Origin of the sequence: Streptomyces sp. NBC_01723, from assembly GCF_036246005.1 — a bacterium.
GTDB lineage: Bacteria > Actinomycetota > Actinomycetes > Streptomycetales > Streptomycetaceae > Streptomyces.
In genome coordinates, this window is record NZ_CP109171.1 from 4891736 (window position 1) to 4909467 (window position 17732).

Here is a 17732-nt window from a genome sequence, read left to right on the forward strand (position 1 = left end):
GGTATTTCTACCGTCGACCGGGCCCCGCGTCACAGCTTGCGCAGACTGAGGCGCTGCACCTTGTGGTCGGGGCCCTTGCGCAGGACGAGGGTGGCCCGGCCCCGGGTGGGGGCCACGTTCTCCACCAGGTTGGGCTTGTTGATGGTGCGCCAGGTGGTGCGGGCGTAGTCGAGGGCCTCCTCCTCCGACACCTGGGTGTACTTGCGGAAGTACGAGGACGGGTTCTGGAAGGCGGTCTCGCGCAGTTTCCGGAAGCGGCTGAGGTACCAGTGCTCGATGTCCTCCGTGCGGGCGTCGACGTACACGCTGAAGTCGAAGTAGTCGGCGAGCCCGACCCTGGTGCGGCCGTCCTTTCCGGGCAGCGCGGGCTGGAGCACGTTGAGGCCCTCGACGATCAGGATGTCGGGGCGGCGGACGACGAGCTTCTGGTCCGGGACGATGTCGTAGATGAGGTGGGAGTACACGGGTGCCGTGACCTCCGCCTTGCCCGCCTTGATGTCGGCGACGAAGCGGGTCAGGGCCCGGCGGTCGTACGACTCGGGGAAGCCCTTCCGGGACATCAGGCCGCGTTGTTCCAGCTCCCGCGTCGGCAGCAGGAAGCCGTCGGTCGTGACCAGTTCGACGCGCGGGTGCTCGGGCCAGCGGGACAGCAGCGCCTGGAGCAGGCGGGCGACGGTGGACTTGCCGACCGCGACCGAGCCGGCGACCCCTATGACGAACGGGGTGCCGGACTGGGAGCCCTGCGCGCCGAGGAAGGTGTTGAGGGCGCCGCGCAGGCCGTCGGTGGCGCCGACGTAGAGGTTGAGGAGCCGGGACAGCGGGAGGTAGATGTCCCGCACCTCGTCGAGGTCGATGACGTCGCCGAGGCCGCGCAGCTTCTCGACCTCCTCGGCGGTCAGCGGCAGCGGCGTCTTCTCGCGCAGCGCGCTCCACTCGGTGCGGGTGAGGTCGACGTAGGGAGTCGCCTCCGGCCGGTGCCGGTGGGCGCTCCGCGGTATCGAGGGGACCGGAGAGATCACAGTCCATTGTTAACGGAGTTCGAACGGGGTGGCAGGTGGGCTGTGTCACGCTCGCGCCGGGCCGTCGCGGCGGAGATCACGTGGGCGTCACGGTCGGATATCGGGTGGCGCAGTCCTGATCACCTGTCAGTCCGCTGTGTCTAGAGTCATCGCACGTTTGTACGGATGTGTGTCCTGACGCCTGTGTGGACCTTCGAGCACATCCGCCATCTGGAAGAAAGAGCCCGACGTGAGACTGACCGTCATCCGCCGTACCGCGCTCGCGGCCTCCGCCGCCGCCCTGGCCCTGCTCGTCACCGCCTGCGGGTCCTCCGACGACGGCGGTGGCGACGGCAGCGGCGGCAAGGCGTCCGGCGACGGCAAGGACGCGGGCGGCGCGGCCGCTTCCGGGGCCCCGGCGCTCACCGCGGCCGAGCTGGAGAAGGCGGCCCTGGCGCAGGCGGACGTCAAGAACGGCAAGGTCACCAAGGTGTCGGCGGCCGACGACGTGGCCAAGGACAAGGTGAAGGGCGACAAGGCGGAGTGCGAGCCGCTCGCCTTCGCCGAGACCGGCGTCCCCCTGGGCGAGCCGGCGGCGGCCGTCAAGCGGAGCTGGACCGAGGGTCCGAAGAAGCCGTCCGGCGACGCGGGCACCGAGGAGGCCATCGGCGCCGCGTTCGACCTGGACAAGGCGCTGGTGACGCTGGCGACCTACGACGACGGCGGTGCCGAGGCGGTGCTGAAGGACGTGAAGGAGGCGGCCGGCACCTGCGCCGGCGGCTTCACCTTCACCGCAATGGGTGAACCGGCCAAGATCGCCAAGGTGGCGCAGGGAGAGGCGACCGGCGGGGCGGACGAGGCCGTCGCCATGACGATGACGATGGTCGGCGAGGACGGTGACGAGTTCCCGGTCAAGGTGTCCGTCACCCGCAAGGGCTCCACCGTCGCCACCTTCACCGTCCTCAATCTGGCCGCCGCCGGCACCGGCAAGGACTTCCCGTTCCCCACGGAGATCAGCGACGCGCAGCTCGCCAAGCTGGGCTGAATCCGGCCGCCGGGGTGTTCGTACCCCGGCGGGAATTTCCGATTTCGGGCACGACAAGGCCGGTTCGGGATCGAATCTGATCGTAGGCTGCCGGTCATGTGCGGAATCGTGGGATACGTGGGGTCGCAGCCGGCGCTCGATGTCGTCATGGCCGGACTGAAGCGGCTCGAGTACCGGGGATACGACTCGGCGGGCGTCGCCGTGCTCGCGGACGGCGGCCTCGCCACCGCGAAGCGGGCCGGCAAGCTCGTCAACCTCGACAAGGAACTGTCCGAACACCCGCTGCCGTCCGCCGCGACCGGCATCGGCCACACCCGCTGGGCCACCCACGGCGGCCCCACCGACACCAACGCCCACCCGCACCTCGACAACGCCGGCCGGGTGGCCGTGGTGCACAACGGCATCATCGAGAACTTCGCGCCCCTGCGGGCCGAGCTGGCAGAGCGCGGCCACGAACTGCCCTCCGAGACCGACACCGAGGTCGTCGCCCACCTGCTCGCCGAGGAGTTCTCCGCCTGCGCCGACCTCGCCGAGGCGATGCGGCTGGTGTGCCGGCGGCTGGAGGGCGCGTTCACCCTGGTCGCGGTGCACGCGGACGCGCCGGACGTGGTCGTCGGCGCCCGCCGCAACTCACCGCTGGTGGTGGGCGTGGGGGAGGGCGAGTCCTTCCTCGCCTCGGACGTGGCGGCCTTCATCGCGCACACCCGGGACGCCCTGGAGCTGGGCCAGGACCAGGTCGTCGAGCTGCGCCGGGACGGTGTGACGGTCACCGGCTTCGACGGCAGCCCCGCCGAGGTCCGCTCGTACCACGTCGACTGGGACGCCTCGGCCGCCGAGAAGGCCGGCTACGACTACTTCATGCTCAAGGAGATCGCCGAGCAGCCCAAGGCGGTCGCCGACACCCTGCTGGGCCGCATCGACGGGTCCGGCACGCTGAGCCTGGACGAGGTGCGCATCCCGCCGGGGGTGCTGCGCGAGGTCGACAAGGTCGTCATCGTCGCCTGCGGTACGGCCTTCCACGCCGGGCTGATCGCCAAGTACGCCATCGAGCACTGGACGCGGGTCCCCTGCGAGGTGGAGCTGGCCAGCGAGTTCCGCTACCGCGACCCGATCCTCGACCAGCAGACACTGGTCGTCGCGATCTCCCAGTCCGGCGAGACCATGGACACCCTCATGGCCCTGCGCCACGCCCGCGAGCAGGGCGCCAAGGTGCTGGCCATCTGCAACACCAACGGCTCCACCATCCCGCGCGAGTCCGACGCGGTGCTCTACACGCACGCGGGACCCGAGGTCGCCGTCGCCTCCACCAAGGCGTTCCTCACCCAGCTGGTCGCCTGCTACCTGGTCGCCCTCTACCTCGGGCAGGTGCGGGGCACCAAGTACGGCGACGAGATCCGCGACGTCGTCCGCGACCTCTCACGGATCTCCGGCGCGGTCGAGCGGGTGCTGGAGACCATGGAGCCCGTGCGCGAGCTGGCGCGCTCCCTCGCCCACAAGAACACGGTGCTGTTCCTGGGCCGGCACGTCGGGCACCCGGTCGCCCTCGAAGGCGCGCTGAAGCTCAAGGAGTTGGCGTACATGCACGCCGAGGGCTTCGCGGCGGGGGAGCTGAAGCACGGGCCGATCGCGCTGATCGAGGAGGACCTGCCGGTCGTCGTGGTCGTGCCGTCGCCGCGCGGGCGCTCCGTTCTGCACGACAAGATCGTGTCCAACATCCAGGAGATCAGGGCCCGGGGCGCCCGCACCATCGTGATCGCCGAGGAGGGCGACGAGGCGGTCGTCCCGTACGCCGACCACCTGGTCCGCATCCCGGCCACGCCGACCCTGCTCCAGCCGCTGGTGGCGACGGTGCCGTTGCAGGTCTTCGCGTGCGAGCTGGCGACGGCCCGGGGCAACGAGGTGGACCAGCCGCGGAACCTGGCGAAGTCCGTGACGGTGGAGTGACGGAGCGGCGCCTCAGCGGGCGGGGGCGGGCAGCACGGTGACGACCCGGAAGCGTTCCAGGACCGCCGGCGTCGTGTCGTCCACGGTGAACTCCGGGTCGTCCAGGGCCGCGCGCATCTCCTCGCCGTGCCAGAACCCCTCGTGGCCCGCCCGCCACTCGGCCACGCTGGTGTACCCCTCGCCCTCGTCCACCGCGTGGGCGAGATCCACCTCGCCGAGCGGGACCACGCGTACCTCGGTCACCTCGACGACGGCCACCGGGCGCTCGTGCGAGTCGACGAGCACCCCGCGGTCGCCGGCCCGCGGCAGCGGCTCGTCCTCGTGCTCGTAGTCGAGGAGCAGGCCGGTCGTGGAGGTCTTCGATCCGTCGAGCACCGCCGCGACGAGCCGGTCGCGCAGGGGGCCGGGGAAGGCGAACTCGACCTTGGGCAGCGCGCCGAGGTCCGCGGGCACGGGGTCCTGACCGGGGATCATGCGGCCACCCTACTCAGGGCACCGCGGCGGTCGGGCCGCTTCCGGGGACCGCCTACGGGACCGTCTTCCGGAGCGGCTTACGGACCGCCTTCCGGACCGCCTTCCGGACCGCCTTCCGGAGCGCCTTCCGGACCGTCTTCCGGACCGTCTTCCGGAGCGCATTCCGGACCGTCTTCCGGGAGTACGCCCCCCCCGCTCAGCCCTCCTGCACGTCCCGCCACGCCCGCGGGATCGCCGCCGCCACGTCGTGCGCCCCCACCGGCGCCCCCCGAGCCGCGAACCGGCCCGCCAGGCCGTGCAGGTACGCCGCCGCGCTCCCCGCGTCCAGGGCCGACAGGCCCGCCGCCAGCAGGGAGCCCGCGAGCCCGGAGAGCACGTCCCCGCTCCCGGCCGTCGCGAGCCACGACGTGCCCGTCGGGTTGACCCGGACCGGCCCTCCGTCCGCCCCCGCCACCACCGTCGTCGAGCCCTTCAGCAGCACCGTCGCCCCGTACCGCGCCGCCAGTTCCCGCGCCGAGGCCAGCCGCGCCCCCTCGACCTCCTCCCGGCCCACCCCGAGCAGCGCCGCCGCCTCCCCGGCGTGCGGCGTCATCAGGGTCGCCGCCGTGCGTGCCCGCACCGCGTCCGCGTCGGCCAGCCGCAGCCCGTCCGCGTCGATCAGCACCGGCACCTCGGCGGCCAGCACCTCGGCCACCGTCCCCGCGTCGTCACCGGCCCCCGGCCCGACCACCCACGCCTGCACCCGCCCCGCCCGCTTCGGGCCCCGCTCGGACACGAGCGTCTCCGGGAAGCGGGCGATCACCGCGTCCCCCGCCGGACCGACGTACCGCACCGCCCCGGCCCCGCCCCGCAGCGCACCGGCGACGGCGAGCACCGCCGCGCCCGGATAACGGGCCGACCCGGCGGCGACCCCCACGACCCCCCGCCGGTACTTGTCGCTCTCCGCGCCCGGCACCGGCAGCAGCCGGGCCACGTCCGCGTGCTGCAGGGCCTCCAGCTCGGCCGCCTCACCCGGCAGCGGCAGCCCGATGTCCACCAGCCGCACCGAACCGGCGTACTCCCGCGCCGGATCGACCAGCAGCCCCGGCTTGTGCGCCCCGAAGGTGACCGTCAGGTCGGCGCGGACCGCGGCCCCCCGCACCTCCCCGGTGTCCGCGTCGACCCCGCTCGGCAGGTCGACGGCGACGACGGCGGCCCGGGACCGCGCGGCCGCGTCCGCGAGCGGCACCGCCCCCTCCCGCAACCCGCCCTTGCCGCCGATCCCGACGATCCCGTCGACGACCAGGTCGGCCCGCGTGACCAGCTCCACGGCCGACCCGGCACCGGTCTGAGGCCCGCCCGCCACCGCCCGGCCACCCGCCCGGCGCAACGCGGCCAGCCCCGGTCCGTGCGCGCGGTCCGGCGCCAGCAGCACCGCCGTCACCCCCGCCCCCCGCCGGGCCAGTCGCGCCCCGGCGTACAGGGCGTCACCGCCGTTGTCCCCGCTGCCGACCAGCAGCACCACCCGGCTGCCGTAGACCCGGCCCGCCACCCGCCCGAGCACCTCGGCACAGGCGGCGGCGAGCCCGGCGGCGGCCCGTTGCATCAACGCCCCCTCCGGCAGCCGTGCCATCTCCTGGCGTTCCGCCGTCCTGACCGTCTCCACGCTGTACGCAGTCCGCATGCCGTCGAGTCTTCCCCGTACACCCCGAACACGCACGAGCCCGGTGCCCGCGATGTGCGGGAGAGTTGTCCCATGGGCGACGAGGAGACGGCACAGGTCATGACCTCGCTGGGGACCCGGCTGCGAGCGATCCGGCAGGCCCGCGGGCTCACCCTGGCGCAACTCGCCGCGGCCACCGGCGTCTCCGTGAGCACGCTGTCCCGGCTGGAGTCGGGGCGCCGGGAGCCCGGACTGCGGCACCTGCTGCCGCTGGCCAGGGCCCACCGCCTGCCCCTGGACGAGCTGGTCGGCTCCAGCACCGGCGACCCCCGCGTCCACCCCCGGCCCTTCACCCGGCACGGCCAGACCTGGGTCCCGCTCACCCGGAACCCGAACGACGGGCTGCACGCCTACAAGCAGATCCTCCCCGCCCCGGCCGTCCCGCGGACCCCGGGGAGCCCGCGCCCCGAACAGGGGTCCCACGAGGGCCACGAGTGGCTCTACGTCCTCTCCGGCCGCCTGCTCCTCGCCCTCGGCGACCACGACCTCGTCCTGACGGCCGGCGAGACCGCGGAGTTCGACACCCGCGTCCCGCACGGCATCGCCAACGCGGGGGACCGGCCGGTCGAGTGGATCGCCCTGTACGGCGCCCAGGGCGAGCGCATGCACATCCGGGTCCGGCCGACCGGGGGCGGGGCCTAGGGGCCCCTGGAGAAGCCGACCGGGGACGGCTTCTGGGCACCCTGGATCAGTGCCGGGGACGGCCCCTGAGCCACCCAAAAAGAAGTGCCCCGGGGACGGCCCCTGAGCACCCGTGGAGAAGTGCCCCGGGGACGGCCCCCCGGGTACCCGTGGAGACGGCGCTACCCCTCCGCGATCACCACCGCCGAGGCCACCCCCGCGTCGTGGCTGAGCGACACGTGCCACGACGCCACCCCCAGCGCCGCCGCCCGCGCCGCCACCGTCCCCGTCACCCGCAGCCGCGGCCGGCCGCAGTCCTCGACGTACACCTCGGCGTCCGTCCAGAGCAGGCCGGCCGGCGCGCCCAGCGCCTTGGCCAGCGCCTCCTTCGCCGCGAAGCGGGCGGCGAGCGAGGCGACGCCCCGGCGCTCCCCGCTCGGCAGCCGCAACTCGCTCTCCAGGAAGAGCCGCTCCGCCATGGCCGGTGTGCGCTCCAGCGACGCCCCGAACCGCTCGATCTCGGCCACGTCGATCCCGACCCCGATGATGCTCATGCCGGGCACCCTAACCACTGCCGGCCGCCGCCCGGCGGTGACGCCGGGCACACGGCGACGGCCGGGGGCTCTGAGAGACTGTGGGCACGATGAGTGAGACAGCTGCTCGGCGGGACGCGGTACTGCGGGCCCGGGCCGAGATCGACCTGGCCGCCCTGCGGGCCAACGTCCGTGCCCTGCGCGAACGGGCCCCCGGGGCGGCTCTCATGGCCGTCGTCAAGGCCGACGGATACGGCCACGGCGCGGCACCCTGCGCCCGCGCGGCCGTCGAGGCGGGCGCGACCTGGCTGGGCACGGCCACTCCGCAGGAGGCGCTCGCCCTGCGCGCGGAGGCCGGACTGCCGGACGACGTACGGATCATGTGCTGGCTGTGGACGCCGGGCGGCCCCTGGCGGGAGGCCGTCGAGGCCGGTCTCGACGTCTCCGTCAGTGCCCTGTGGGCCCTGACGGAGGTCACCGCGGCGGCACGGCTCGCCGGACGCCCCGCGCTCGTGCAGCTCAAGGCCGACACCGGGCTCGGCCGGGGCGGCTGCCAGCCGGGCGCGGACTGGGCGGAACTGGTCCGTCAGGCCCTGCGCGCCGAGGCCGAGGGCCTGCTCCGGGTCACCGGGCTCTGGTCGCACTTCGCCTGCGCCGACGAGCCCGGGCACCCCTCCATCGCCGCCCAGCTCACCCTCTTCCAGGAGATGACCGCGTACGCCGAGCGGCAGGGCGTACGCCCCGACGTGCGGCACATCGCCAACTCGCCGGCCACGCTCACCCTCCCCGAGGCCCACTTCGACCTGGTGCGGCCCGGCATCGCGATGTACGGCGTCTCGCCCAGCCCCGAGATCGGCACCCCCGCCGACCTCGGACTGCGGCCCGTGATGACGCTGACCGCCGCGCTGGCCCTGGTCAAGCAGGTCCCCGGCGGCCACGGCGTCAGCTACGGGCACCACTACACGACCCCCGGCGACACCACCCTCGGCCTCGTCCCCCTCGGTTACGCGGACGGCATCCCGCGCCACGCCTCCTCCACCGGCCCCGTCCTGGTCGACGGCAAGTGGCGCACCGTCGCGGGACGGATCGCGATGGACCAGTTCGTCGTCGACCTCGGCGGCGACCGGCCCGAACCGGGCGCCGACGCGGTGCTGTTCGGGCCCGGCGACCGCGGCGAGCCCACCGCCGAGGACTGGGCGCAGGCGGCGGGAACCATCGGGTACGAGATCGTCACCCGGATCGGATCCCGCGTGCCGCGCGTCTATGTGAACGAGTGACGCGTCCGTAGGGGATGACGCGCCGCCCGCACACGGCGTGGCGCGCGGTCAGGTGAATCGGCAACCAGTGGGTATCCGCACAGCGGCCCGGCGAAGAGGAGCGGTGTACGTGAGCGAGAGCAACGCGGAGGCCGTCGCGTCGGCCGTCGCCTCCGCCACGGAAGCGGCCACCGAGGCCGCCGCCGGCGGCTGGCGCAGGGCGACCGGCATCGCCGGCGTCGCCATAGGCGTGGTCGCGGCGGGCGCGGCGGCCGGTGTGGCGATAGAGCGGCTGACGGTCGGCCGCGGGATGCGCCAGAAGGCCCGGCTCGCCCTGGACTCGGCGGGACCGTACGGCGGACTGCGCGGCAACCCCGGCAAGGCGTACGCCGACGACGGCACCGAGCTGTACTACGAGGTGGACGACGTCGAACCGGCTGCGGAGTCCGCGCTCACCCGGCGCAGACGGCGGCTGTTCGGCCGCAAGGAGCCCGCTCCGGTGACCGTCGTCTTCAGTCACGGCTACTGCCTCAACCAGGACTCCTGGCACTTCCAGCGGGCCGCCCTGAGGGGCGTCGTCCGCACCGTGCACTGGGACCAGCGCAGCCACGGCCGGTCCGCGCGGGGCGTGGCCCAGGAGCGGGACGGCCGCCCGGTCACCATCGAGGAGCTGGGCCGGGACCTGAAGGCCGTCATCGACGCGGCCGTGCCCGAGGGGCCGATCGTGCTGGTCGGGCACTCCATGGGCGGCATGACCGTGATGGCCCTGGCCGACGCCTTCCCCGACCTGGTCCGCGAGCGGGTCGTCGGCGTCGCCCTGGTCGGCACCTCCTCCGGCCGCCTCGGCGAGGTCAACTTCGGGCTGCCGGTGGCCGGTGTCAACGCGGTCCGGCGGGTGCTGCCGGGCGTGCTGAAGGCGCTGGGGCAGCGGGTCGAGCTGGTGGAGAAGGGGCGGCGGGCGACGGCGGACCTGTTCGCCGGGATCATCAAGCGGTACTCGTTCGCCAGCCGGGACGTCGACCCGGCCGTGGCCCGGTTCGCCGAGCGGATGATCGAGTCGACGCCGATCGACGTGGTCGCCGAGTACTACCCGGCCTTCAACGACCACGACAAGACCGAGGCCCTCGCCCACTTCGCCGGCCTGCCGGTCCTGGTGCTGGCCGGGGTGCGGGACCTGGTGACGCCCAGCGAGCACAGCGAGGCGATCGCCGACATCATGCCGGGCGCCGAGTTGGTACTGGTGCCGGACGCCGGGCACCTGGTCATGCTGGAGCACCCGGAAATCGTCACCGACCGCCTCGCTGATTTGCTCGCCCGCGCGGGGGCGGTGCCGTCCACGGCTACCGTGGATGGCTGTGACTCCGCCTCTTCCTGAGCGGAAGCGGCTTCCAGCCTTGCGGCTGCGGTCCAGCCCGAACCGGCCCCTTGCGGGGTGTGACAACGTACTACTGCGAGTGAGTGACGATGGAAGAATCCGCGAAGTCGCGCATCCCGGCTGAGTCCGACGGACCCGCTCCCGAAAGCGAGATCACCGTCACCTCCCCCGAGCAGATGCGGGAACTGGGCCGCAGGCTCGCCAAGCTGCTGCGCGCCGGTGACCTGGTGATGCTCAGCGGGGAGCTGGGCGCGGGCAAGACGACGCTGACCCGGGGGCTCGGTGAGGGCCTGGGGGTGCGCGGCGCCGTCACCTCCCCGACCTTCGTGATCGCCCGCGTACATCCCTCGCTCGGTGACGGCCCGCCGCTCGTCCACGTGGACGCCTACCGGCTGTCCGGCGGCCTGGACGACATGGAGGACCTCGACCTGGACGTCTCCCTGCCCGACTCGGTGATCGTCGTGGAATGGGGCGAGGGCAAGGTCGAGGAGCTGACCGACGACCGGTTGCAGCTGTGGATCCACCGCGCCGTCGGCGACACCACGGACGAGGTGCGGCACGTGACGGTGACCGGCGTCGGCGCGCGCTGGGCCGAGGCCGACACGAGCGTGCTCGCGGGCTGAGCGCGGCCCCGGCGGAGGCCGCCGGGGATGTTCCGACAAGGCGTCGGCAAAATATTGCGTTCCGGGTCTTGCGCGTGGTCACATGGTACCCAGCTCGTGGTTAGGCATACCTAACCACGCCCGCCCCCGACCTTCAGGAGGCGTCCATGTCCCAGACCGAGCCGCAGGCCCGCCGCAGGCCGCAGTCGCCCGCGCTCAGCGGGGTGCCCATGAGCGAACTGCTGGCGTCCTGCGCCGCCGCCGCGGCGGTCTCGACGCCGCCGCGCGCACCCGAACCGGAGGCCCGCGGGCCCGTCCGGGAGCACCGCGAGGCCGCCTGACCTGCCAAGGTCCCGCGTCTCAGGGAACGACGACGACCGGCTGCCCGATCGTCGCGAACCGCCACATCGCGTCGCCGTCCGCGCGCGACTCCCGGATGCCGCCGGTGCGCTCGCCCGGATCGGGCTTCGCCGTCGAGCCGTCGAGCGCCGCGCTGAACCCGATGACCACGCCCTCGGTGCTGGTGAACCGCACGACGTGCTCGACCGGGACACCGTCGGACCCGGTGACCCGGTTGGACCTGGAGGTGACCGCGTAGGTGCCCGGCGCCGGGTCGACCGGGCTGGGCGTGACCCGGAAGGTGCGCCGCACCTTGCCGCCCGCGTCGACCAGCCACACCCGGTCGTCGTCCACCGAGTACACCACCCGCTCACCCTGGCCGGATCCGGTCGGCAGTGCCTCGGGGTGCCCGCGGTCGCGCGGTGCCTTGGAGGCGCCCGGGGCGGGTGTGCTGTCGACCCGGGTCCGGCCGAGGTCGGCCGGGACGTTGGCCGACGCCTGGTGGGCGAGGTAGCCGATGGTCGCGAGGGCGGCCGCGGTGAGGCCGGTGACGAAACCGGCGCTGCTGCTTGCCACGGGCGACCACCTCGTCGTCGTACGTCGTGCCTGCGTTCCCGGGCGACGGTAGCAGTCCGTGACGTGGTGACCTCGCTGTGCGACACGGGTGTGCACGGGCCGTCCACCGGGCGTCCGCCCAGGGGTGCTCGGCGCCGTAGGCTGTTTGCGTGCTCTTGCTCGCTCTGGATACCGCCACGCCCGCCGTGACCGTCGCGCTGCACGACGGTACGGACGTCATCGCCTCGTCGAGCCAGGTGGACGCACGCCGGCACGGTGAGCTGCTGCTGCCGGCCGTCGACCGGGTGCTCGCCGAGGCCGGACTGCGGCTCGACGCCGTCACCGGGGTCGTCGCCGGCATCGGCCCCGGCCCGTACACGGGGCTGCGCGTCGGACTGATGACCGCGGACACCTTCGGGCTCGCGCTCGGGGTGCCCGTGCACGGCGTGTGCACGCTGGACGGCCTCGCCTACGCCGCCGACCTGGAGGGACCCTTCGTGGTGGCGACCGACGCCCGCCGCAAGGAGGTCTACTGGGCGCGCTACGCCGACTCCCGCACCCGCCTCACCGACCCGGCCGTCGACCGCCCCGCCGACATCGCCGGGCAGGTGGCCGGAGTCCCGGCCGTCGGCGCGGGCGCGCTGCTGTACCCGGACACCTTCCCGAAGGCGCACGAGCCCGAGCACGTGTCCGCCGCCGCCCTCGCGTGCCTGGCCGCCGAGAAGCTCGCCGCGGGCGAGCAGCTGCCCGAGCCCCGGCCGCTGTACCTGCGCAGGCCCGACGCCCAGGTCCCCAAGAACTACAAGGTGGTCACCCCCAAGTGACCGGAGCGACCGAACCCGTGACCCCGACCGTGGACGCCGGGCTGCGCGAGATGCGCTGGTGGGACATCGACCCCGTGCTCCGCCTGGAGCGGGAGCTGTTCCCGGAGGACGCCTGGTCGCGGGGCATGTTCTGGTCCGAGCTGGCCCACGCGCGCGGCCCCGGGGCGACCCGGCGGTACCTGGTCGCCGAGGAGGACGGCCACCTCGTCGGCTACGCCGGCCTCGTCACCTCCGGGGAGCAGGGCGACGTGCAGACCATCGCCGTCGCCCGCGACCACTGGGGGACCGGCCTCGGCGCGCGGCTGCTGACCGAGCTGCTGCGGGCCGCGACCGCCTTCGAATGCACCGAGGTGCTGCTGGAGTGCCGGGTGGACAACACCCGCGCCCAGCGGCTGTACGAGCGGTTCGGCTTCGAGCCCATCGGCTTCCGGCGCGGCTACTACCAGCCGGGCAACGTGGACGCCCTGGTGATGCGCCTGACCGACCCTTCCACCTCCGTACCGGGAACCGAACGAGGAACCGACAACCATGGCTGACCCACGCGACGAGCCGCTCGTCCTCGGGATCGAGACCTCCTGCGACGAGACCGGCGTCGGTGTCGTGCGCGGCACCACCCTGCTGGCCGACGCCATCGCGTCCAGCGTCGACGAGCACGCCCGCTTCGGCGGCGTCGTCCCCGAAGTGGCGAGCCGCGCCCACCTGGAGGCGATGGTCCCCACCATCGACCGCGCCCTCAAGGAGGCCGGGGTCAGCGCCCGCGACCTCGACGGCATCGCCGTCACCGCCGGTCCCGGCCTGGCCGGCGCCCTGCTGGTCGGCGTCTCGGCGGCCAAGGCGTACGCCTACGCCCTCGGCAAGCCCCTGTACGGCGTCAACCACCTCGCCTCGCACATCTGCGTCGACCAGCTGGAGCACGGCGCGCTGCCCGAGCCGACGATGGCGCTGCTGGTCTCCGGCGGCCACTCCTCGCTGCTGCTCTCGACGGACATCACCTCCGACGTCCGCCCGATGGGCGCCACCATCGACGACGCGGCCGGCGAGGCCTTCGACAAGATCGCCCGGGTGCTGAACCTGGGCTTCCCCGGCGGCCCGGTCATCGACCGGTACGCGCGCGAGGGCGACCCGAACGCGATCGCCTTCCCGCGCGGGCTGACCGGTCCGCGGGACCCGGCGTACGACTTCTCCTTCTCCGGGCTGAAGACGGCCGTGGCCCGCTGGATCGAGGCGAAGCGGGCGGCGGGGGAGGAGGTGCCGGTGCGGGACGTGTCGGCGTCCTTCCAGGAGGCGGTCGTGGACGTGCTGACCCGCAAGGCGGTGCGCGCCTGCAAGGACGAGGGCGTCGACCACCTGATGATCGGCGGCGGCGTCGCCGCCAACTCCCGGCTGCGCGCACTGGCCCAGGAGCGCTGCGAGGCGGCCGGCATCCGGCTGCGGGTGCCGCGCCCCAAGCTCTGCACGGACAACGGCGCCATGGTGGCCGCCCTCGGCGCCGAGATGGTCGCCCGCAACCGGGCCGCCTCCGACTGGGACCTGTCCGCGGACTCGTCGCTGCCGGTGACCGAACCGCACGTACCGGGGAACGGCCGCGGCCACTCGCACGACCACGTCCACGAGGTCAGCAAGGAGAACCTGTACTCGTGACCGTCGCCCTGATGTGGGAGGCGCGGGCCGTGCCCGGCCGGGGCGCGGACCTGCTGGCCTGGACCCGCGCCCAGCCGCTCGCCGGCACCCCGCTCCGCCGCGAGACCCTGCGTGCCCCGCAGGACCGGGTGCTGGTCATCACCTGGTGGGACGCCCCGTACGACGCGAACCTGCCGGAACTGCCCGAACCTGACGGGGATCTGGTCACGAGGGCGGTGCACCGGTGGCGGTTCGAGTCGGTCGGTGACTGATCCGGTGCGCAATGCATCGATCGGGTAACCGAGTTGGCCGAGGGCGCCGCCCAACCGGGCCCCGCCGAAGAGAATATGAGGGTGTCCACTTCAGCTGACCTCGAACTCGACGACGGTACGCCGGTCCGGTTCCTGCTGGCGCCCGCGGACGGCACGGTGCCGGTCCCGGACGACGACGACCTGCCGGACGGCATGGGCCGGGCGGTGCCGGTGGCCCGGAAGAGGGGCTCCGTCGCCCCGTTCGCGACCGGGGCGCTGCGCGGCGCGCTGAGCCCGCTGGGACCGCTCATCCAGGAGGTCCACGACGCGGCCACGGACGTCCCCGATCCGCCCACCGAACTGAGCGTCACCTTCGGCGTCCAGGTGGGGCAGGACCTCAAGCTCGGGATCGTGGGCGGCACGGGCACGGCCCACCTCACCGTCACCGCGAGCTGGAGACCCGCACCCGATCCCGGCACGACGACCGCCGGGGAGTGAGGCGTGGGGTGGTTCGGAACCGCGGGGGACGGTGCCGGCGATCCCTCCCGGTACGTCGTGTCGATACGGCGGGCCGAGGGCGGCAGGACCGTGGGGGCGGGCTTCGTGCTCGGCGGCGACACCGTGCTGACCTGCGCGCACGTGGTCAACGCCGCCTTGGACAGGCCGATGCTGGAGCCGCGCGCACCCGGCCCGGACGAGATCGCCGTCGAGGTTCACGACGGGGACGCCGCGGTGAGGTACCCGGCCCGGGTGGCCCACTGGATCGCCCCGCGCGCCTCGGGGGGCGGGGCGGTGCCGCCGCAGGACGACGAGTGGCTCGGCGACCTCGCCGTACTCCGGGTCGACGGCCCGCCCGGCGGCCTGCCCGCCGGACCCCGGCTGGCGGCCATGGCGGCCGGCCAGCAGGTGGACGCCTGGCACGGCACCGGCGAGGCCGCCACCTACGCCCGTCTCACCGTCCACGCGCCCGGCCGCTCCCGCGCCTACCTGGACGGGGCGCCCACCGGCATGGCGGTCGGCCCCGGCTACAGCGGCGGCCCGCTGTGGTGCGCGAGCGAGCGGGCCGTGGTCGGCCTGGTCGTCGCCCACTTCATGCCGCCCCGGAACCCCGGCACCGGCGCCCCCCTCCCGTACAGCCCCCAGCACCTGGTGCGGCGCAGCTGGGGCGTGCCCTGGCAGCGCGTCGAGGACGAACTGCGCCCGCTGGGCCTGCTGGAGGGCGCGGCGTCCGAGCAGCTCGACCCGGACGACCCCGCCTTCCTGCTGCTGATGGAGGCGATCGAGGACACCTTCCCCTCGGCGAGCAGCCGGGTGGCCGGCGCCCAGCGGCTCGCCCGGGCCTGCGGGGTCGCGGCCGGCAGCGACGTCACCCCGCCCACGCCCGAGGAGTTCGCCGCGTTCCTGCTCACCCACCCGCGGGCCCTCGCGGCGCTGGCCGGGAACCTGCGGCGCGGCGCCCCGCAGGACGCCGACCGGGTGCTGGCCGCGGGCGGACTGGCCCGCGCCCCCAGGCTGCTGTCCCCGCAGGAGCACACCGCCCTGCGCAAGCACCTGCGCACGATGGAGGCGGAGGTGCTCGCCCGGTTCCCCGAGGCGGTCCGCGCCGCCCTGCCGCACCTGGCGGCCATGCCCGGCGGCGACACCGCGGAGGCCCTCCTCGACCAGCTGGAGGCGCTGCCCGGCGACGGCCGTGCGGGCAGCGGGGAGCGCAGGGTGCCCGCACTGCTGCGGGTGATGGAGTACGTCGGCGCGCTGTGCCCCGGTGCCCGACGGGCCGAGCTGCGGCTGTGGGCGGACGGGGTGGCGACCCGGCTCGGCATCGAACGGGCGGCGCTCGGCGAACGCCGCGCCGACGCCCAGGAGTGGGTGCGCTCCCTGCGCGCCCGCGCCGCCCGCGTCCGCGTACTGGTCCAGGTGACACCGGCCGGTCAGGGCCGTCACCGGCTGCGGATCTGGTGCGACGAGGGCGCCGGACCGCGCCAGGTCTCCACCGACAGCGTGCGCTCGTACTCCGCGCCCGAGGCGGCCCGCGAGGTGCTGCGCGTGCTCGACTCCCTCACCCCGCCCGCCCGTGACGAACGGCCGCCCCTCGTGGAGGTCCTGGTCGACCGGGCGGGCCTCAACCTGCCCGTGGACGAGTGGACGGTACGGGACCCGGAAGCGCTGGTTCCGGGCGTCCTCGGCGTGGAGTTCCCGCTGGTGGTGCACTGCCCCGAACTGCTGCGCAGGCACGGGCGCTTCATGGGCCACTGGCGCAGCCGCTGGGACCGGCTCGACTCGGGCAAGACCTTCGTGGTCTCCGAGGCGATGGACCGGGACACCATCTACTCCCGGCTCGTCAACCAGCTCGACACCGTACGCGTCTGTGTGGACGTACCGCCCGGCCCGCGGGACGGCATCGTGCAGACCTGCCTCGCCCTGGGCATACCGGTGGTGGTGTGGGACCGCGGCCGCGACGGGGCCGCCCACACCGTCCGCCACATGGAGCGGGTCGCCACCCGTGAAATGCCCGACGGAGTACGCGACTACCGCGCGGGAGCCAAGGCCAGCCCGCCCGACTACCCCGGCCGCCCGGTACTCGCCTGGGCGGACGCCGACCGCACCGTGCCCCGCCTGCACCTGACCGAACCCCAGGAGAGCACATGACATCCGCTGCCGACGCCGAATGGCGCCTCTTCCGCGGCGACGGCGTCCCCCGGTCCGTCTCCCTGCCCTCGGCGCCGCCGTGGCGCCGCTTCGTCCCCACCCGGTCCATGCGCCCGGAACTGCCCTACGTGATCGCGCCTCAGCACGCCGACGTGGTCAACGCGGCCCTGCACCTGCGCCGTCCGCTGCTGGTCACCGGACCGGCCGGCACCGGCAAGTCCTCCCTCGCCCGGGCCGTCGCCCACGAGCTGCGCCTGGGCGAACTGCTGCGCTGGCCGGTCAACAGCCGCTCCACCGTCAAGGACGCCCTCTACCAGTACGACGCCATCGGCCGGCTGCGGGAGACGACCCTCAGCCGGGACCGCGGCGAACGCGAGCCGCCCGTGGGCACGTTCATCCGGCTGGGCCCGCTCGGCACCGCGCTGGTGCCCTCCGCCAGCCCGCGCTGCCTGCTCGTCGACGAGATGGACAAGGGCGACGTCGACCTGCCGAACGACCTGCTCACCGTCTTCGAGGAGGGCTTCTTCGACATCCCGGAACTGACCCGGCTGCCGGAGGACATGGCCGACGTCGAGGTGCAGACCCACGACCACCGGGGCACCGTCCGGGTGCACCAGGGGCTCGTGCAGTGCGCCGAGTTCCCCGTCGTCGTCATCACCAGCAACGGCGAGCGCGACTTCCCGCCGGCGTTCCTGCGCCGCTGTCTGCGGCTCGACCTGCCGCTGCCGGACGAGGAGCGGCTGCGCACCATCGTCGCCGCGCACCTCGGCCCGGAGGCGATGCGGGAGGCGGACGACCTGATCGAGGCGTTCCTGCGCCGCCGCGCCCTCGGTGAACTCGCCACCGACCAGTTGCTCAACGCGGTGTTCCTGCGCACCGGCGGCGTCGACCTGGACGCGGAGGGGCTGCTGGACGCCGTCCTGCACCAGCTCACCGGGGCGATGTGA

19 protein-coding genes are annotated in these 17732 nt (G+C 74.1%); 14 read left to right on the plus strand and 5 right to left on the minus strand.

Annotation, left to right across the window (positions count from 1 at the left end; genetic code table 11):
* Window positions 1–29: 29 nt before the first annotated feature.
* The gene (gene coaA, locus OIE75_RS22820) at window positions 30–1019 is read right to left on the minus strand and encodes a type I pantothenate kinase (protein WP_122615773.1); all 990 of its coding nucleotides are present in this window, start codon (window positions 1017–1019) and stop codon (window positions 30–32) included.
* A gap of 229 nt (window positions 1020–1248) precedes the next feature.
* Here coaA and OIE75_RS22825 point away from each other — a divergent pair, with 229 nt between their 5' ends.
* Together OIE75_RS22825 and glmS are read left to right on the plus strand one after the other, a co-directional pair.
* Window positions 1249–2043 (plus strand): hypothetical protein, encoded by a 795-nt coding sequence (locus tag OIE75_RS22825; RefSeq protein WP_307014599.1) that lies wholly within the window; start codon window positions 1249–1251, stop codon window positions 2041–2043.
* A gap of 96 nt (window positions 2044–2139) precedes the next feature.
* Window positions 2140–3987 (plus strand): glutamine--fructose-6-phosphate transaminase (isomerizing), encoded by a 1848-nt coding sequence (gene glmS / locus OIE75_RS22830; RefSeq protein WP_307014601.1) that lies wholly within the window; start codon window positions 2140–2142, stop codon window positions 3985–3987.
* 12 nt (window positions 3988–3999) lie between these two features.
* On the opposite strand, the gene OIE75_RS22835 is transcribed toward glmS, so the two are convergent.
* A complete protein-coding gene (locus tag OIE75_RS22835; RefSeq protein ID WP_307014603.1) occupies window positions 4000–4461 on the minus strand; it encodes an ASCH domain-containing protein in 462 nt (153 codons plus the stop codon).
* 196 nt (window positions 4462–4657) lie between these two features.
* A complete protein-coding gene (locus OIE75_RS22840) occupies window positions 4658–6124 on the minus strand; it encodes an NAD(P)H-hydrate dehydratase (RefSeq protein ID WP_329471985.1) in 1467 nt (488 codons plus the stop codon).
* Between the two features lie 72 nt (window positions 6125–6196).
* On the opposite strand from OIE75_RS22840, the gene OIE75_RS22845 reads away from it, so the two are divergent.
* Window positions 6197–6805 (plus strand): helix-turn-helix domain-containing protein, encoded by a 609-nt coding sequence (locus OIE75_RS22845; protein ID WP_329471986.1) that lies wholly within the window; start codon window positions 6197–6199, stop codon window positions 6803–6805.
* A 161-nt stretch (window positions 6806–6966) separates the two neighbouring features.
* Here OIE75_RS22845 and OIE75_RS22850 read toward each other — a convergent pair whose 3' ends face one another.
* Complete coding sequence (locus OIE75_RS22850) at window positions 6967–7338, minus strand: holo-ACP synthase (RefSeq protein WP_329471987.1); 372 nt, start codon at window positions 7336–7338, stop codon at window positions 6967–6969.
* Between the two features lie 89 nt (window positions 7339–7427).
* Here OIE75_RS22850 and alr point away from each other — a divergent pair, with 89 nt between their 5' ends.
* The 4 genes from alr (at window position 7428) to OIE75_RS22870 (ending at window position 10891) form a co-directional block, all read left to right on the plus strand.
* Window positions 7428–8594 carry an alanine racemase gene (gene alr / locus OIE75_RS22855; protein WP_307014610.1) on the plus strand — a complete coding sequence of 389 codons (1167 nt, stop codon included), beginning with the start codon at window positions 7428–7430 and terminating at the stop codon, window positions 8592–8594.
* Window positions 8595–8703: 109 nt separating this feature from the next.
* Entirely contained in the window at window positions 8704–9948 is a 1245-nt protein-coding gene (locus OIE75_RS22860; RefSeq protein WP_307014612.1) for an alpha/beta fold hydrolase, read from the plus strand.
* A gap of 89 nt (window positions 9949–10037) precedes the next feature.
* Complete coding sequence (gene tsaE, locus OIE75_RS22865) at window positions 10038–10571, plus strand: tRNA (adenosine(37)-N6)-threonylcarbamoyltransferase complex ATPase subunit type 1 TsaE (RefSeq protein ID WP_307014614.1); 534 nt, start codon at window positions 10038–10040, stop codon at window positions 10569–10571.
* Between the two features lie 146 nt (window positions 10572–10717).
* Window positions 10718–10891: a hypothetical protein gene (locus OIE75_RS22870; RefSeq protein WP_185832419.1), complete on the plus strand. Its 174-nt coding sequence runs from the start codon at window positions 10718–10720 to the stop codon at window positions 10889–10891.
* 19 nt (window positions 10892–10910) lie between these two features.
* On the opposite strand, the gene OIE75_RS22875 is transcribed toward OIE75_RS22870, so the two are convergent.
* The gene (locus OIE75_RS22875; RefSeq protein WP_329471988.1) at window positions 10911–11465 is read right to left on the minus strand and encodes a hypothetical protein; all 555 of its coding nucleotides are present in this window, start codon (window positions 11463–11465) and stop codon (window positions 10911–10913) included.
* A 149-nt stretch (window positions 11466–11614) separates the two neighbouring features.
* On the opposite strand from OIE75_RS22875, the gene tsaB reads away from it, so the two are divergent.
* From tsaB to OIE75_RS22910, 7 genes are all read left to right on the plus strand, one after another.
* Entirely contained in the window at window positions 11615–12268 is a 654-nt protein-coding gene (gene tsaB / locus OIE75_RS22880) for a tRNA (adenosine(37)-N6)-threonylcarbamoyltransferase complex dimerization subunit type 1 TsaB (RefSeq protein WP_307014620.1), read from the plus strand.
* Window positions 12269–12318: 50 nt separating this feature from the next.
* Window positions 12319–12804 (plus strand): ribosomal protein S18-alanine N-acetyltransferase, encoded by a 486-nt coding sequence (gene rimI, locus OIE75_RS22885; protein ID WP_329474035.1) that lies wholly within the window; start codon window positions 12319–12321, stop codon window positions 12802–12804.
* Complete coding sequence (gene tsaD / locus OIE75_RS22890) at window positions 12797–13909, plus strand: tRNA (adenosine(37)-N6)-threonylcarbamoyltransferase complex transferase subunit TsaD (RefSeq protein WP_329471989.1); 1113 nt, start codon at window positions 12797–12799, stop codon at window positions 13907–13909. Before rimI ends, tsaD begins: the two co-directional genes overlap by 8 nt.
* Window positions 13906–14160: a hypothetical protein gene (locus tag OIE75_RS22895; RefSeq protein ID WP_307014624.1), complete on the plus strand. Its 255-nt coding sequence runs from the start codon at window positions 13906–13908 to the stop codon at window positions 14158–14160. The genes tsaD and OIE75_RS22895 overlap by 4 nt, the downstream gene beginning before the upstream one ends.
* An 81-nt stretch (window positions 14161–14241) precedes the next feature.
* On the plus strand, window positions 14242–14637 hold the full coding sequence (locus OIE75_RS22900) for a CU044_2847 family protein (protein WP_307014625.1): 396 nt from the start codon (window positions 14242–14244) through the stop codon (window positions 14635–14637).
* 3 nt (window positions 14638–14640) lie between these two features.
* A complete protein-coding gene (locus OIE75_RS22905) occupies window positions 14641–16785 on the plus strand; it encodes a VMAP-C domain-containing protein (RefSeq protein WP_329471990.1) in 2145 nt (714 codons plus the stop codon).
* Complete coding sequence (locus OIE75_RS22910; protein ID WP_122615788.1) at window positions 16782–17732, plus strand: AAA family ATPase; 951 nt, start codon at window positions 16782–16784, stop codon at window positions 17730–17732. Before OIE75_RS22905 ends, OIE75_RS22910 begins: the two co-directional genes overlap by 4 nt.